The sequence below is a fragment of the Streptomyces sp. NPDC003943 genome, assembly GCF_053605265.1.
Map to the genome: position 1 here is coordinate 1 of NZ_JBSGIW010000019.1, position 15,851 is coordinate 15,851.

Annotated in this window: 12 protein-coding genes; 4 read left to right on the forward strand and 8 right to left on the reverse strand. The window is 73.0% G+C overall.

Annotated elements, in window-relative coordinates:
• Nucleotides 1-106 precede the first annotated feature (106 nt).
• From ACWEV0_RS11045 to speB, 6 genes are all read right to left on the reverse strand, one after another.
• A complete protein-coding gene (locus tag ACWEV0_RS11045; RefSeq protein ID WP_453148439.1) occupies nt 107-1,555 on the reverse strand; it encodes an aminopeptidase in 1,449 nt (482 codons plus the stop codon).
• An 87-nt stretch (nt 1,556-1,642) separates the two neighbouring features.
• Nucleotides 1,643-2,062, reverse strand: coding sequence for a hypothetical protein (locus ACWEV0_RS11050; protein WP_453148440.1), 420 nt, complete (start codon nt 2,060-2,062; stop codon nt 1,643-1,645).
• A 109-nt stretch (nt 2,063-2,171) separates the two neighbouring features.
• The gene (locus tag ACWEV0_RS11055; RefSeq protein WP_453148442.1) at nt 2,172-5,936 is read right to left on the reverse strand and encodes an ABC transporter ATP-binding protein; all 3,765 of its coding nucleotides are present in this window, start codon (nt 5,934-5,936) and stop codon (nt 2,172-2,174) included.
• A gap of 150 nt (nt 5,937-6,086) precedes the next feature.
• The gene (locus ACWEV0_RS11060) at nt 6,087-6,512 is read right to left on the reverse strand and encodes a hypothetical protein (RefSeq protein WP_453148443.1); all 426 of its coding nucleotides are present in this window, start codon (nt 6,510-6,512) and stop codon (nt 6,087-6,089) included.
• A 167-nt stretch (nt 6,513-6,679) separates the two neighbouring features.
• Nucleotides 6,680-8,362: a thiamine pyrophosphate-binding protein gene (locus ACWEV0_RS11065; protein WP_453148445.1), complete on the reverse strand. Its 1,683-nt coding sequence runs from the start codon at nt 8,360-8,362 to the stop codon at nt 6,680-6,682.
• Nucleotides 8,363-8,508: 146 nt separating this feature from the next.
• Complete coding sequence (gene speB / locus ACWEV0_RS11070; protein WP_403792666.1) at nt 8,509-9,486, reverse strand: agmatinase; 978 nt, start codon at nt 9,484-9,486, stop codon at nt 8,509-8,511.
• A 132-nt stretch (nt 9,487-9,618) separates the two neighbouring features.
• Between speB and ACWEV0_RS11075 the strand changes: the two genes are divergently transcribed.
• The 4 genes from ACWEV0_RS11075 (at nt 9,619) to ACWEV0_RS11090 (ending at nt 14,201) form a co-directional block, all read left to right on the forward strand.
• Entirely contained in the window at nt 9,619-11,118 is a 1,500-nt protein-coding gene (locus ACWEV0_RS11075) for a PucR family transcriptional regulator (protein ID WP_453148447.1), read from the forward strand.
• 81 nt (nt 11,119-11,199) lie between these two features.
• On the forward strand, nt 11,200-12,357 hold the full coding sequence (locus ACWEV0_RS11080) for an acyl-CoA dehydrogenase family protein (RefSeq protein ID WP_453148449.1): 1,158 nt from the start codon (nt 11,200-11,202) through the stop codon (nt 12,355-12,357).
• Nucleotides 12,358-13,227, forward strand: a complete 870-nt coding sequence (locus ACWEV0_RS11085; protein WP_453148451.1) for an acyl-CoA thioesterase — start codon at nt 12,358-12,360, stop codon at nt 13,225-13,227.
• A gap of 23 nt (nt 13,228-13,250) precedes the next feature.
• The gene (locus ACWEV0_RS11090; RefSeq protein WP_453148453.1) at nt 13,251-14,201 is read left to right on the forward strand and encodes a cation diffusion facilitator family transporter; all 951 of its coding nucleotides are present in this window, start codon (nt 13,251-13,253) and stop codon (nt 14,199-14,201) included.
• 102 nt (nt 14,202-14,303) lie between these two features.
• Here the strand turns inward: ACWEV0_RS11090 and ACWEV0_RS11095 are convergent, their stop codons facing one another.
• Together ACWEV0_RS11095 and ACWEV0_RS11100 are read right to left on the reverse strand one after the other, a co-directional pair.
• The gene (locus tag ACWEV0_RS11095) at nt 14,304-15,086 is read right to left on the reverse strand and encodes a phosphatase (protein ID WP_453148454.1); all 783 of its coding nucleotides are present in this window, start codon (nt 15,084-15,086) and stop codon (nt 14,304-14,306) included.
• Nucleotides 15,087-15,148: 62 nt separating this feature from the next.
• On the reverse strand, nt 15,149-15,754 hold the full coding sequence (locus ACWEV0_RS11100) for an SACE_7040 family transcriptional regulator (RefSeq protein WP_453148456.1): 606 nt from the start codon (nt 15,752-15,754) through the stop codon (nt 15,149-15,151).
• Nucleotides 15,755-15,851 lie beyond the last annotated feature (97 nt).

Sequence of the window (15,851 nt, forward strand, 5' to 3'; positions counted from 1 at the left end):
ATCTGTTCGGGCGAGTGCCCGGCCCAGTCCGTCAGCTCCGACACGACCCGGACCGGCTCACGGGTGCGGTAGGAGCGGGACGGGGGCCGGCTCGGGCGGACAGGCCCTACGGGCGCAGGCCGAACTCGCGGGTCGCGTCCTCGTCGACCGGCTTGTCGATCCGGGCGTCGAAGCGGGCCAGCGGCTGCGCGGCCTGGACGGCGGGGGCGTCGACCCCGGCCCAGGCGAGGATGCGGGCGGTCGCGTTGGCCTTCTCGGCGTCGACGAGACCGGCCACGTTGGCACCGTGGTTGGCGCCCGGCGCCACGTACACGAAGCTGTCCCGCGCGCCCTTGCCGAGGCGGAACTTCTCCGAGCCCCACGGGTCGTTGCCGCCGTAGACGAAGAGCATGTGGTTCGCGTTGTGGCGGACCCAGTTGTCGACGTCCTTCATGACCCACGGCTTGAACTTCATCGGGATCTCGCTGGGCACGAAGCTGCGGGCGGGCTGGTAGCCGTAGCGGGTCAGACCGTCCAGGTGCGGCTGCCTGATGGTGGGCGAGCCCAGCTCGGTGGCCGCCTGGTAGTAGTACGGCGTGTAGTACTCCAGGCCCTGGTCGGTGTACGCGGACCAGCCGGAGTAGGCGTCGATCGTCTCGTAGACGGCGTCGTCGCTCGCGGTGGCGGCGTCCGGGATCTGGTCGCAGACGTCCTGGCCGTAGTACTGCCAGAAGCCCCACACGAAGTCGAGGACGACGGCCTCGTAGGCCTTGTCGAGCGAGCCGACCGTGTTGAAGGTGGCGCCGTTCTCCTTGGCCCACGCCTCGTACTTCTTCTCCAGCGGCTCGCGCCGGACCAGCGCCTCGCGCTGCATGTTGTCCAGGCGGTCGCGGCACTCCTTGGTGCCGACCGTCTCGAAGAAGCGGTCGTAGGCCGAGTCCTCGTTGTTCACCACGTCGTTCGGCGCCACGTACGCGACGACGCCGTCCATGTCGCGCGGGTAGAAGCGCTCGTAGTAGGTGGCCGTCATGCCGCCCTTGGAGGCGCCGGTGGACAGCCACTTCTTGCCGTAGATCGACTTCAGCGCGGTGTAGATGCGGTGCTGGTCGCTGGCGGCCTGCCAGATGTCCAGCTTCGACCAGTCGGCCGGCGCCGGGCGGGACGGCGTGAAGAAGCGGTACTCCATGGAGACCTGGTTGCCGTCGATGATCCGGGTCGGCTCGGTGCGGCTCGGCGTGGTGTTGAGCCCGTAGCCGCTGGTGCGGAAGACGGTCGGGCGGTCCGTGTCCTTGTGGAGGATCGAGATCCGCTGCTGGAACGTGCCCGCCCACGGGCGGTGGTGGTCGATCGGCTGCTCGTAGTTGAGGACGAAGTAGCGGTAGCCCGCGTACGGCTTCTCCTCGATCAGGGTCATCCCGGGGATCGCCAGGATGCGGTCCTTGATGTCCGTGCTCTGCGACTCGGCCGCGGTCGTGCTGCTCGTGGTCTCCGTGTCCGCGGCGGTAGCCACGCCGGTCGACCCGACGGTGCCTATGAGCACCGAAAGCGACAGCACCCATCTCAGCGACTTGCGCATTCACCCTCCCCTTGGTTCACAACGGTCACGTGAACCTAGCCGGGTCAACGCGCGGCCCGCCAGACCCGGTTGGCACTTACCTATGCATCAGCACAGGATCCAGCCGGTGGCGGTGGTGCGGCCGTCGACGGTCGCGGCGGCGCGGACGCAGCGGTTGAGGGCGTACACGGTCACCGGCCCGGCCTGCCGGCGGAACCTGCCCGCGTTGACCGCGGCCCGGCCGCCGCGCGGCTGGAGCGACACCGACATCGGGCGCGGCGGGCCTGTCCGCTTGGCCACGGCGAGCGCGCACACGTAGCTCCGGGTGCGGTAGAGCCGCAGTTCGCCGGTGCCGAAGGCGACGGTGCGGGTGGGCCGGCCGACACAGGCCGAGGCGGCGCCGGCGGAGCCGGTGCCGGGCCCGGCGAGGACGAGGGCGCCGGCGGCGAGGACCAGGGCCAGTACGTACGGCAGATACGGACGTGCGGGCAGCCGTCGGGCCGCTCTCCTCGGAACCCCACCGAACACGCGCCCCTCCTCCTGTCGCAGACCGTACGGGCATACGACGCAGCGAGCGCGCGTTCGGTTGCCGATCCGCTTCCGATCGGCCTGCGATCGGCTTCCGGTCGGCTTCCGGTCAGCTCACTTCGGCCACCGGCACCGGGGTCTCCTCCTCGCCGATGAAGGTGCGCCACAGTGCGGCGTACCGGCCGCCCTGGGCGAGCAGCTCGTCGTGGGTGCCGTCCTCGGCGACCCGGCCGTGGTCCATCACGATGACCCGGTCGGCGCGGGCGGCCGTGGTGAGCCGGTGGGCGACGACCAGGGTCGTGCGGCGCCCGGCGAGGCGGTCCGTGGCCGCGTTGACCTGGGCCTCGGTGGCCAGGTCGAGCGCGGCCGTGGCCTCGTCGAGGAGCAGCACGTCGGGGTCGACCAGCTCGGCGCGGGCCAGGGCGATCAGCTGGCGCTGGCCCGCCGAGAGGTTCCGGCCGCGCTCGGCGACCTCGTGGAGGTAGCCGCCGTCGAGCGTGGCGATCATGTCGTGGGCGCCGACCGCGCGGGCCGCGGCCTCCACCTCGGCGTCGCTCGCGTCCGGCCGGCCGTACGCGATGGCGTCGCGGACCGTGCCGGGGAACAGGTACGCCTCCTGGGGCACGACGCCGAGGCGGTGCCGGTACGCGGTGAGGTCGAGGTCCCGCAGGTCGGTGCCGTCGGCGGTGACCCGGCCGCCGGTCGGGTCGTAGAACCGGGCGACGAGCTTGACCAGGGTCGACTTGCCGGCGCCGGTCTCGCCGACGAAGGCGACGGTCTGCCCGGCGGGTATCCGCAGGTCGATGCCGGTCAGGGCCTCGTCCTCGGTCCCGTACGCGAACGACACGTCCTCGAAGGCGATCTCGCCGCGCAGCTCGGGGACGGCCCGCGGGTCGGGCGCCGCCACCGTGGAGGTGGGCTCCTGGAGGAGCTCCTGCATCCGCTTCAAGGAGACGGTGGCCTGCTGGTAGCCGTCGAAGACCTGCGAGAGCTGCTGCACGGGAGCGAAGAACAGGTCGATGTAGAGCAGGTACGCGACCAGCGCGCCGGTGGTCAGGGTGCCCGCCTCGATGCGGTGCGCGCCGACGATCAGGACGGCCGCGGCGGCCACCGAGGAGAGCAGCGTGACGAACGGGAAGTAGATCGATATCAGCCACTGGCCGCGGATGCGGGCCGCCCGGTACTCGACGCTGCGGGCCGTGAACCGCTCGACGCCGGCCCGCTCGCGCCGGAACGCCTGCACGATCCGCAGGCCCGACACCGACTCCTGGAGGTCGGCGTTGACCACGCTGATCCGCTCGCGCGCCAGCTCGTACGCCTTCACGCTGGCGCGGCGGAAGAAGTACGTGGCGACGGCGAGCACCGGCAGGGTCGTGAAGACGACCAGGGCGAGCTGGAGGTCGAGCACGAGCAGCGCGACCATGATGCCGAAGAAGGTGACGACGGAGACGAAGGCCGTGACCAGGCCGGTCTGCAGGAAGGTCGACAGTGCGTCGACGTCCGTGGTCATCCGGGTCATGATCCGGCCGGTGAGCTCGCGCTCGTAGTAGTCCAGGCCGAGGCGCTGGAGCTGGGCGAAGATCTTCAGGCGCAGCGCGTAGAGGATCCGCTCGCCGGTGCGGCCGGTCATCCGGGTCTCGGCGGTCTGCGCGACCCACTGGACGAACACGGTGAGCAGCGCGAGGGCGGAGGCCGCCCAGACCGCGCCGATCGCGAGCCGGTTGACGCCCTCGTCGATGCCGTGCCGGATCAGGATCGGCAGCAGCAGGCCGGCGCCCGCGTCGACCGCGACCAGGGCGAGGGAGACGAGCAGCGGCCGGCCGAAGCCGTGGAGCAGCCGGCGCAGGCCGTACGACTCCTCGGGCGCGACCGCGCGGGTCTCGTCGACGGCCGGGGTGTCGGTCGCCGGGGGCAGGGCGTCGACGGCGGCGAGCAGCTCCGGGGTGGCCCCGGCGCCCTTCAGCTCGCCCGGGTCGGCGCTCTCGTCCCGCACCCACAGGGCGGGCGTGATGCCCCGCTCGACGTCGAACTCGGCGTCCAGCTCGGCGCGGAGCGTGCGGTCCTCGGGCAGTTCGGCGGGGAGGGCGTGGCCGGGCGAGACGCCGCCCAGCTCGTCGGGGTCGGTGAGGAGGCGGCGGTAGAGCGCGGAGCGCTCCTCCAGCTCCTCGTGGGTGCCGATGTCGGCGAGCCGGCCGCCGTCGAGGACGGCGATCCGGTCGGCGAGGCCGAGGGTGGAGCGGCGGTGGGCGATCAGCAGGGTGGTGCGGCCCGCCATCACCGACTTGAGGGCCTCGTGGATCTCGTGCTCGACCCGGGCGTCGACGGCGGAGGTGGCGTCGTCGAGGACGAGGAGGCGCGGGTCGGTGAGGATCGCGCGGGCGAGCGCGATGCGCTGGCGCTGGCCGCCGGAGAGGGTGAGGCCGTGCTCGCCGACCTTGGTGTCGTAGCCGTCCGGCAGCTCGGCGATGAACCGGTCCGCCTGGGCGGCGCGGGCGGCCGCGTCGATCTCCTCCTGCGTCGCGTCGGGCGCGCCGTAGGCGATGTTGGCCCGGACGGTGTCGGAGAACAGGAAGCTGTCCTCGGGGACCAGGCCGACGGCGGCGCGCAGCGAGTCGAGGGTGAGCTCGCGGACGTCGTGGCCGCCGACCAGGACGGCGCCGTGCGTCACGTCGTAGAAGCGGGGCAGGAGCAGGGAGACGGTGGACTTGCCGGAGCCGGAGGAGCCGACGACGGCGACGGTCTCGCCGGGCCGGATCTCCAGCGAGAAGCCCTCCAGGACCGGGCGCCCGTCTTCGTACGCGAACGACACGTCGTCGAACTCGACCGTCGCGGGCGCGTCCGCCGGGAGCTCCTTCGTGCCGTCCGACATCGTCGGCTCGGTGTCGATCAGCTCCAGGACCCGCTCGACGCCGGCCCGGGCCTGCTGGCCGACGGTGAGGACCACGGCGAGCATGCGGACCGGGCCGACCAGGGAGGCCAGGTAGGCGGAGAAGGCGACGAAGGTGCCGAGGGTGATCTGCCCGCGGTACGCCAGCCAGCCGCCGAGCGCGAGCACGGCGACCTGGCCGAGGGCGGGCACGGCCTGGAGCGCGGGGGTGTACCGCGCGTTCAGCCGGATCGTCCGCAGCCGGCCCGCGAACAGCTTCCGCCCGGCCTCCCGGATCTTGCCGGTCTCCTGCTCCTCCTGGCCGAAGCCCTTCACCACGCGGACGCCGGTCACGGCTCCGTCGACGACGCCCGCGACGGCGGCGGCCTGCTGCTGCGCGTACCAGGTGGCGGGGTGCAGACGGGTGCGGCTGCGGCGGGCGATCCACCACAGGGCGGGGGCGACGGCGAGGGCGACGAGGGTGAGCGGGAGGGACAGCGCGGCCATCACGCCGAGCGATATGAGGAAGAGGAGGACGTTCCCGATCGTCATCGGGAGCATGAAGAGCAGGCCCTGGATCAGCTGGAGGTCGCTGGTCGCGCGGCCGACGACCTGCCCGGTCGACAGCTCGTCCTGCCGCCGCCCGTCGAGCCGGGTGATCGTCCCGAACATCTCGGTGCGCAGGTCGTGCTGGACGTCCAGGGCGAGACGGCCGCCGTAGAAGCGGCGGATGTAGGTGAGTGCGTAGACGACGACGGCGGACGCGACGAGGAGCCCGGTCCACAGGGCGAGGGACCCGGTCTTCGCGCCGATGACGTCGTCGATGATGACCTTGGTGATGAGCGGCACGAGCGCCATCACGGCCATGCCGGCGAGCGAGGACCCGAGCGCCAGGACCACGTCCGCCTTGTACCGCCAGGCATACCCCCACAACCTGCGCGCCCAGCCCCGCTCCCGCGCCTGAACCCGCGGGCGCTCCCCCGTCTGCTGCTGCCCCACCACGGCCACGCGGCGCCTCCCGTCCGTCCTGCTCTACCGGAAGCCCCAACGCACCCGACGTGCGATTTCATCCCGCCGCAACAATCCGACGGCGAAGACCGGTCCGGAGTCCTAGGACCACGAACCGGTCGTGTCGGGTACAGGGGTCGGGGACGGCGGTCAGAACGGGCCGGGCAGGGTCACGGAGATGTTGTTGCCGGTGTCGGTGATGACCACGTTGGTCCAGACGAGGCTCATCGGGGGGCTGCACTTGGGCTGGAAGGTCGCGGTCACCGTCACGGTGAAGTTGGCCTTGCCGTTCTGGACGGGGAACTGGCCCCCGCCGCCGGCGGCCTGCTTGTTGCCGGCCTGGGGTTCGTTGTTGCCGGGGTTGACGCACTGGGCGTCGGCGGTCACGGATATGTTCACGGTCTGCTGGTTGCCGAGGCCGGCTTCCTTGCCCTTGACCGTCAGAGTGCTGCCGGAGGCGGTCGCGGTCGGGGTGCCGACGAAGTGCGCGCTCACCGCGCCGGCGGTCGGGGCGAGGAAGCCCACGATGCCGAGCGCCACGGAGGCGGGCAACAGGACTATGGAACGGCGTCGCATGAGGTCTCACCTCATCGAAGTTCACGATCGGGAGTTCACGCCGTTGCCGTCACCAGGTCACGTGGTCACGAGGTCATGACGTCACGGTGTGACGGCCTGGACGCATAGGGACAGCGCAACTGTCCGCATATCTCCCCAGAATATGCCCGCCGGGGACTGGCGGCCTCTCACAGGTGCGTCGGCTCGAACATCCGCAGCAGTGCCGGGAGCACCACGACCGACGGGCCCGGGGTCGCGAGGGCCTCCGTGAGGTCCTTCGCCAGGGTCTCCGGTGTCGTGAGGGTCGCCGGGACGCCGAAGGACCCGGCGAGCGCGACGAAGTCCGGGCGGGTCAGCTCCGTCGCCGTGGCCTCGCCGAACGCGTCCGTCATGTACTCGCGCAGGATCCCGTAGCCGCCGTCGTCCACGATCAGCCACGTCACGTCGAGGCCGTACTGCTTCGCCGTCGCCAGCTCCGCGATCGAGTACATCGCGCCGCCGTCGCCCGACACCGCGAGCACCGGCCGCGTCGGGTCGGCCACGGCCGCGCCGAGGGCGGCGGGGAAGGCGTAGCCGAGGCCGCCGGCGCCCTGGGCGGAGTGCATGGTGTTCGGGCGGCGCGCGTCGAAGGCGGACCAGGCCCAGTAGGCCAGGATCGTCATGTCCCAGAAGCTCGGCGCGGCGTCCGGCAGGGCCTCGCGGACCGCCGCGACGACCCGCTGCTCCAGGTCGAGGTCCTGCGCGGCGAGCCGGTCCCGTACCTTCGCCAGGACCGCCGCGACCCGCGCCGGGGCGTCCGGGTCCTCCCGTACGTCCACGGTCTCCAGGAGCGCCTGGAGCGCGAGCCGCGCGTCCGCGTGGATGCCGAGCGCCGGGTGGTTGGACTCCAGCTTGCCGGCGTCGGCCTCGATCTGGATCACCCGGCCGCGCGGGGCGAAGGTGTGGTAGTTCGAGGACAGCTCGCCGAGGCCGGAGCCGACGACGAGCAGGACGTCCGCGTCCTCCAGGAAGTCGGTGGTGTGCCGGTCCTCCAGCCAGGACTGCAGCGACAGCGGGTGCGTCCACGGGAAGGCGCCCTTGCCGCCGAAGGTGGTGACGACCGGCGCGCCGATCCGCTCGGCGAGCGCGAGCAGCTTCCCGGACGCGTCGGATCGGACGACCCCGCCGCCCGCGATGATCACCGGGCGCTCCGCCCTCGCGAGCAGGTCGGCGGCGACCGCCGTCAGTTCGGGGCGCGGCACGACCTCCTCCGGGGTGGCGTCCAGGTACGTCACGACCGGGATCGCCGTCTCCGCGCGCAGCACGTCCTCGGGGATCTCCACCCACACCGGACCGTGCGGGGCGGTGAGCGCCGACTTCCAGGCGGCGGCGATCGCGGACGGGATCTGGGACTGCGTACGGACCGGGTGCACGGACTTCACGACGTCACGGAACGACGCCTGCTGGTCGCGCAGCTCGTGCAGATACCCGTGCCGTCCGCCGCCGAGCCCCGCCACCGGGACCTGGCTGCCGATGGCGAGCACCGGCGCGGACGCGGCCGCCGCCTCCTGGAGCGCGGCGAGCGACATCAGCGCGCCGGGCCCGGTGGAGAGCAGCAGCGGGGCCGCCTCGCCGGTGATCCGGCCGTACGCGTCGGCGGCGAAGCCCGCGTTGTTCTCGACGCGGAGGCCGACGTACCGGAGGGAGGAGCGGCGCAGGGCGTCGAACATGCCGAGGGCGTGCTGGCCGGGCAGTCCGAAGACGGTGGTGGCGCCGAGGCCGGAGAGGGTCTCGACGACGAGGTCACCGCCGGTGCGCCCGGGGGGCGGGTTGAGGGCCGCTTCCGTCTGAGCCGCGGTGGGCCGGAGCACGAGGTCGTGGTCGTGGGTCATGGGGTCCCTCGGGGCGTGGCGTGTCGGTCGGGTGCGGCCCGGTGGCCGGGCTGTGCCCACCCGTTCCGCCCCCGCAGAACGGTATGCCCACAGCCCGACAGCGGCGGGGCCGGGCCGGGCGACGGCCCGACCCCGCCCGCGCGCGGTTACTTCGCCTCGCGCGCCGCCGCGATCTGGCGGGACATGATCGTCGTCAGCTCGTACGCCGTGTGGGAGGCGGCCACCGCCGTGATCTCCGCGTGGTCGTAGGCCGGGGCGACCTCGACGACGTCGGCGCCGACGAGGTTGCAGGAGGCGAGGCCGCGGAGGATCTCCAGGAGCTCGCGGGAGGTCATGCCGCCGGCCTCGGGGGTGCCGGTGCCGGGGGCGTGGGCCGGGTCGAGGCAGTCGATGTCGATGGAGATGTAGAGCGGGCGGTCGCCGATGCGCTGGCGCAGCTGGTCGGCGACCTCGTCGGCGCCGCGGCGGTAGATGTCCGCGGAGGTGACGATGCCGAAGCCCATCTTCTCGTCGTCGGTCAGGTCCTGCTTGCCGTAGAGCGGGCCGCGGGTGCCGACGTGGGAGAGGGCGGAGGTGTCGAGGATGCCCTCCTCGACGGCCCGGCGGAACGGGGTGCCGTGGGTGTACTCGGCGCCGAAGTAGGTGTCCCAGGTGTCGAGGTGCGCGTCGAAGTGGAGCAGCGCGACCGGGCCGTGCTTCTTGGCGACGGAGCGGAGCAGCGGCAGCGCGACGGTGTGGTCGCCGCCGAGGGTCATCATGCGGGCGCCGGTGGCGAGCATGTCGTCGGCGGCGGCCTCGATGGTGTCGACGGCCTCGTTGATGTTGAACGGGTTGACGGCGATGTCACCGGCGTCCGCGACCTGGGCGAGGGCGAACGGGGAGGCGTCCTGCGCCGGGTTGTACGGGCGGAGCAGGCGGGACGCCTCGCGGATGGCGTTGCCGCCGAAGCGGGCGCCGGGGCGGTAGGAGACGCCGCTGTCGAAGGGGATGCCGACCACGGCGACGTCGGCGGTGCCGACCTCGTCGAGCCGCGGCAGACGGGCGAACGTCGCGGGACCGGCGTACCGCGGGATGCGGGACGAGTCGATCGGGCCGCGCGGGGTGTTCTGGTCGCTGCTGCTCATGGTCGGGATCCTCCTGAGGGGGGTGCGTCGGTGACGTTCGGGTCCGGCTCGACCGTAAGTGGCCCGAATTCGACATTGAAGTGTACGTTTCCTCCACTGATCCAGGCGAGTGATGTACGAAAGGGCCATCCGATGAGCGTTGTGGAGACCGTCACCACGCCCACCTCGCCCGCGCCGCCCGTCCCGCTCGCCGCGCTGCTCGCCCGCCGGGAGCTGGGGCTGCGGCTGCTCGTGGGCCCGGCGGACGGGTCGGACGCGTCGCTGCACTGGGTGCACACCTCCGAGATGGCCGACCCGTACCCGTATCTGCTCGGCGGCGAGCTGCTGATGACGGCGGGCGTGCAGCTGACGGACCCGGCGCGGTTCGTGGAGCGGGTGGTGGAGGCGGGCGCGGCGGCGCTCGGCTTCGGTGTGACGCCGGTGTGGGACACGGTGCCGCCGGCGCTCGTCGAGGCGTGCGAACGGCTCGGCCTGCCGCTCGTCGAGGTGCCGCCCGAGACCCCCTTCACCGCCGTCGCCCGCGCGCTGTGGCGGCTGATGGCGGAGGCCCGGCTGCACGAACTGCGCCGCGTCACCGAGGCCCAGCAGTCCCTGGCGACCGCCGCCGCCCGCCCGGCCCCGGTCCCCGCCGTGCTCGGCGCGCTCGCCTCCCGCCTCGGCGGGCGGGCCGTGCTCTTCGGTGCCGACGGCACGGAGTCGGCGGCGGCCGGCCGCGAGATCCCGGCGGCGGCGGCCCGCGCCCTCGCCGACCTCGCGGGTGTGGTCGGACCCCGGCCCGGCGGCCCGGCGTCCGCGAGCGGCGACGGCGAGGGCCTCCGGCTGGCCGCGTACGCGCTGGGCGGCGGGGACGGGCTGACGCTGGGCGTGGCGACGGAGCGGCGCGAGCCGGGCGCCCACACGATCGCGGGCGTCGCCGTCGTCCTGCTCTCCCTGCTCACCGCGCCGCACCGGGCCGCCGACGTGACGGCCCGCGACACGGCCCTGGTGCGGCTGCTCCTCGGCGCGACCCCACAGGACGCGGCGACCGCCCTGGACCCGGGGCCGTGGACGGTGGTGCACGCGCGGGGCGGGGACGGCACACCGTTCGCGGCCGCGAGCCTGGCGGCAGCGCTGGGCACCCCGCTGGCGGACCCGGGCGGGGGACCCGGCGCGAACCCCGGCGCCGCCCCGGGCGGGGGAACCGTCCGCCTTCTCCTGCCCGCCTCCTCCCCCGTCACCGCCCAGCCCGGCTGGACCCTCGGGGTGAGCGCTCCGGCCGGGCCCGCCGCGCTCGCCGCCGCCGACGCGCAGGCGGCCCGGGCGCTGCGCCGGGCCGAGGCGACGCGGGCGACGGTCGTACGGCACCGGGCCGCCGGGTTCGCCGGCCTGGTCGACCGGGACGAGGCGGCCGCGTACGCGAGCGAACTGCTCGCGCCGCTGACGCCGCCCCTGGCCGAAACCCTCCGCACCTGGCTCTCCCTGCACGGCAGCTGGGACCGGACGGCGGTGGCGCTGGAGATCCACCGGAACACCGTCCGGCAGCGGATCGCCCGGGTGGCGGCCCTTCTGGACCGGGATCTGGACGATCCGCACGTGCGGATGGAGCTGTGGTTCGCATTGCACTCGGTGGCCGACTCTGGACAGAGGGGTTGACCGGTCGGTAACTTCGTCTTCAACAAGGCTGAGCAAGCGCTTAGACAAGTACTGGAAGACTGGAACCGAAGGAGGCGGCTCGTGCGCCGTACCGTTTTCACCGAGGACCACGAGGCGTTCCGGGAGACCCTCCGCGCCTTCATCGAGGCCGAGGTCGTCCCCGTCTACGACGAGTGGTTCCAGGCCGGCCAGGCGCCCCGCGACTTCTACTACAAGCTCGGCGAGCTGGGCATCTTCGGCATCAACGTGCCGGAGGAGTTCGGCGGCGCGGGCCTGGACACGCACAAGTTCGAGGCCGTCCTGTACGAGGAGACCTCCCGCGCGGGCGTGGCCTTCGGCGGCTCCGGCGTGCACGTGCTGCTCGCCCTCCCGTACATCAAGATGCTCGCCACCGACGAGCAGAAGAAGCGTTACCTCCCGAAGTTCGTCACCGGTGAGGAGATGTGGGCCCTCGCGATGACCGAGCCGGGCACCGGCTCCGACGTCGCGGGCATGAAGACCACCGCCAAGCTCTCCGAGGACGGCACCCACTACGTCCTCAACGGCGCCAAGACCTTCATCACCGGCGGCGTGCACGCCGACCGCGTGATCGTCTGCGCCCGCACCTCCGCCCCGTCGGCCGAGGACCGCCGCTTCGGCATCTCCCTCTTCGCCGTGGACACCAAGTCCGAGGGCTACTCCATCGGCCGCAAGCTGGACAAGCTGGGCCTGCGCACCTCCGACACCGCCGAGCTCGCCTTCGTCGACGTCAAGGTGCCGGTCGAGGACCTGCTCGGCGAGGAGGGCAAGGGCTTCTACTACCTCGGCCACAACCTGGCCTCCGAGCGCTGGGGCATCGCCTTCGGCGCGTACGCGCAGGCCAAGGCCGCCGTCCGGTTCGCGCAGCAGTACGTCACGGACCGCACGGTCTTCGGCAAGCCGGTCGCGCACTTCCAGAACACCAAGTTCGAGCTGGCCGCGTGCCAGGCCGAGGTGGACGCCGCCGAGGCCGTCGCCGACCGCGCCCTGGAGGCCCTGGACGCGGGCGAGCTGACGCCGGCCGAGGCCGCCTCCGCCAAGCTGTTCTGCACCGAGGTCGCGCACCGCGTCATCGACCGCTGCCTCCAGCTGCACGGCGGCTACGGCTACATGAACGAGTACCCGATCGCCCGCCTGTACGCCGACAACCGCGTCAACCGCATCTACGGCGGCACCAGCGAGATCATGAAGTCGATCATCGCCAAGTCGATGGGCCTGTAAGTGCCCGAGGCGCACACGGCACTGGATGACCTGCTCGCTCTGCTCGACCTGGAGCGGATCGAGCAGGACATCTTCCGCGGCGAGTCCCGGCAGTCGATCGTCCCCCGCGTCTTCGGTGGCCAGGTGGCCGCCCAGGCGCTGGTGGCGGCGGGACGGACCGTCCCCGGCGACCGGCTCGCCCACTCGCTCCACGCGTACTTCCTGCGCCCCGGCGACCCGGGCGCGCCGATCGTCTACAACGTCGACCGGATCCGGGACGGCCGCTCCTTCACCACCCGGCGGGTGGTCGCGGTCCAGCACGGCCGGCCGATCTTCCACCTCGCGGCGTCCTTCCAGACGTACGAGGAAGGGCTCGACCACCAGGCGGACATGCCGCCCGCGCCCGACCCGGAGTCGCTGGCGACGCCCGCCGAGATGCTGCCCCGGCACCTCCCCCGCGAGGTCGCCGACCGGCTGATCGAGGCCCGCGCGGCCGTGGACATGCGCTATGCCGAGGTGCCCCCGTGGGGGACGGTCGGGCAGCCGCGCGAGCCGCGCTCGCAGGTGTGGTTCCGTACGAACGGCAAGCTCGCCGACGACCCGCTGCTGCACGTCGTCCTCGCCACGTACGTCTCCGACATGACCCTCCTGGACTCCGTCCTGCTCGCGCACGGGCGGGGCGGCTGGGCCGTCGGCGACGTCGTCGGGGCCTCGCTGGACCACGCGATGTGGTTCCACCGGCCGTTCCGGGCGGACGAGTGGCTCCTGTACGACCAGGAGTCGCCGACCGCGTCCGGCGGGCGCGGGCTCGGGCAGGCCCGGATCTACACGCAGGACGGGCGGCTCGCGATCTCCGTCATCCAGGAGGGTGTCGTTCGCGTTCCGCGCTGACGACCGGACATACCGTCCGACACGTGGCAGCGGAACATCCGGAAGCGCAACGGCCGGAGCAGGGCGAGAGCACCTTCACGGTCGTCGTGGCGGCGACGGCGAACCTCGGGATCGCCGTCGCCAAGGCCCTCGCCGGCCTGGTCAGCGGGTCCAGCGCGATGCTCTCCGAGGCGGCGCACTCGGTCGCCGACACCGTCACCGAGGTCCTGCTGCTCACCGCGCTCAAGCGCAGCGAGAAGCCGCCCGACGAGGACCATCCGCTCGGGTACGCGAGCGAGCGCTACGTCTGGGCGATGCTGGCCGCCGTCGCCACCTTCGTCGGCGGCGCGGTCTTCTCGGTCTACGACGGCATCCACACGCTCACGCACGGCGAGGACCTGGGCGACCCGCTCGCCTCGTACGTCGTGCTCGCCGTCGCCTTCGCCCTGGAGGGCTTCTCGCTGCGCACCGGGCTCCGTCAGGTCCGGGGAGAGGCGGCCCGCGCGAACGCGCCCTTCGCCCACTATCTGCGCCGGATGCCCGACACGACCGTCAAGGCCGTCGTGCTGGAGGACTCCGCCGCCCTCGTCGGCCTGCTGCTCGCCGCCGGCGGCCTGCTCGGCGCCCAGCTCACCGGCTCCGCCGTCTGGGACGGCGTCGCCTCGGTCCTGATCGGCCTGCTGCTCGTGTACGTGGCCTGGGTGCTCGGCCGCTCCAACGCGGAACTGCTCGTCGGCCGCCCGCTGCCGCGCGGGCTGCGCGAGGAGGTGCGGGCGGAGCTGCTCTCGGTCGAGCACGTGGAGGACGTGCTGGACCTGGTGACGCTGATCCAGGGCCCGGGAGAGGTGCTCGTGGCGGCGAAGGTCGACTTCAGGGACATCTCGTCGGCCGCGGAGATCGAGCTGGCCTGTGAGGAGGCGGAACGACGCCTGCGGGAGCGCTTCCCCTCGATCCGGCGGGTCTACCTGGACCCGACCCCGCCGGACCGGGATTGACGGCGACGGCGGGACGGGGCCGGGTCCGACACCCACCCGCGAAGACCGCGGACCGCGCCCGGTCGGCGGCCCGGCCCCCCGGGCCCGGCCGGCGCAGCCCCGTCAGCCGAGCAGCCCCGCCGCGTCCAGCAGGTACGCCGTCAGCGGCTCGTAGTAGCGCGGGTCCACGACGTGGTCGTCCAGCGGGATGGTGACCTGCATGGTGCCCTCCGCCTCGCCGAGGAACAGCGCCGGGTCGTTGCAGTCCGCGTAGCCCAGCGTGTCGATGCCCCGCTGGGCCGCGCGCCCCGCCCAGCCGTGGTCGGCGACGACCAGGTCCGGCGCGGGCTCGCCGAGCGCCTCCAGCGCGTCCAGGATCGCGTTCATCGGCTCCGGGGAGTGGGTGTGCCAGAGGCTGGCGCCCCGCTCGAAGACGGCGACGTCGGCGAACTGCACCACGTAACCCTCGTCGGCGGTCAGCCCGCCGGGGATCCGCACGATCTCGCAGCCCCGGGCCCGCAGGGCCGCGGCGACCCGGCTGTGCGCGTCGATCAGCGAGCCGGGGTGGCCGGTCGCGAAGAGGACCCGCTCGCGCGCGGACGCGGCCTTGGCGAGCCGGGCGGCCATCCGGTCGAGCGCGGCGACGGTCAGCTCCGGGTCGATCGTGTCCTGCCCGGCCCGGTGCGCCGGGTCGTCCACCACCCCGCACCGCTCCGCCATCACCGCGAGCACGTCCTGCTCGTCCGTCCACCGGTCCCCGAGCTCGAGCCCGAGCCAGTAGTGCCGGTCGCCGTTGGCGAGCTTCCGGTAGTGGCTGAGGTTGTTGTCCCGTGGCGTGGCCACGTCCCCGGCGATCCGGGTCCGGACGAGGTGCTCGACGAGGGCGGCGCGGCTGAGTATCGGCATGCGGCTTATTGTGCCGGGCGCCGGCCCCCGCCCGTACGGGCATTTCGCCATGCCCGCACGGGTCACCGGGCGGGGCCGCCGGCCCCCAGCGCCCCGAACGCCCCGTGCGCCAGGCTCCGCAGCAGCGACTCCATCGCCTCGCGGCCCAGCGGCGCGCCCAGGTGCGGGGTCGAGTTCAGCAGGCCGAAGACGGCGTGGACCGCCGCCCGGGCCTCGGACTCGGCCGCCGTCGGGTACAGCTCGCGCACGACCGTGACCCACAGCTCGACGTACTGGCGCTGGAGCTGGCGCACCCGCTTGCGGTCCTCGTCCTTGAGCCGGTCGAGTTCGCGGTCGTGGAGGGTGATGAGGGGGCGGTCGTCGAGGGCGAAGTCGATGTGGCCGTCGATGAGGGAGCCGAGGACGGCGCGCGGGTCGCCGTCGGATTCGGCCACGCGCATCCGGCCGCCGTCGAGGAGCCGCTCGCTGATGCCGACCAGCAGTTCGGCGAGCATCGCGTCCTTGCCGGGGAAGTGCCGGTAGAGCCCGGGGCCGCTGATGCCGACCGCGGCTCCTATCTCGTCGACGCCCACGCCGTGGAAGCCGCGCTCGGCGAAGAGACGCGCGGCTTCCTTGAGGATCTGCTGCCGGCGCGTCGGCGCGTCCGTCCGCGTGGGGCTCGTGGTCATGGGCCCAATTCTAGACAACCCCGTTAGCGGTCGTTAACCTGACTGACATACGTTAACGCTCATTAACCGAGCGGACCGACCGAGCAAGGGAGCTCGA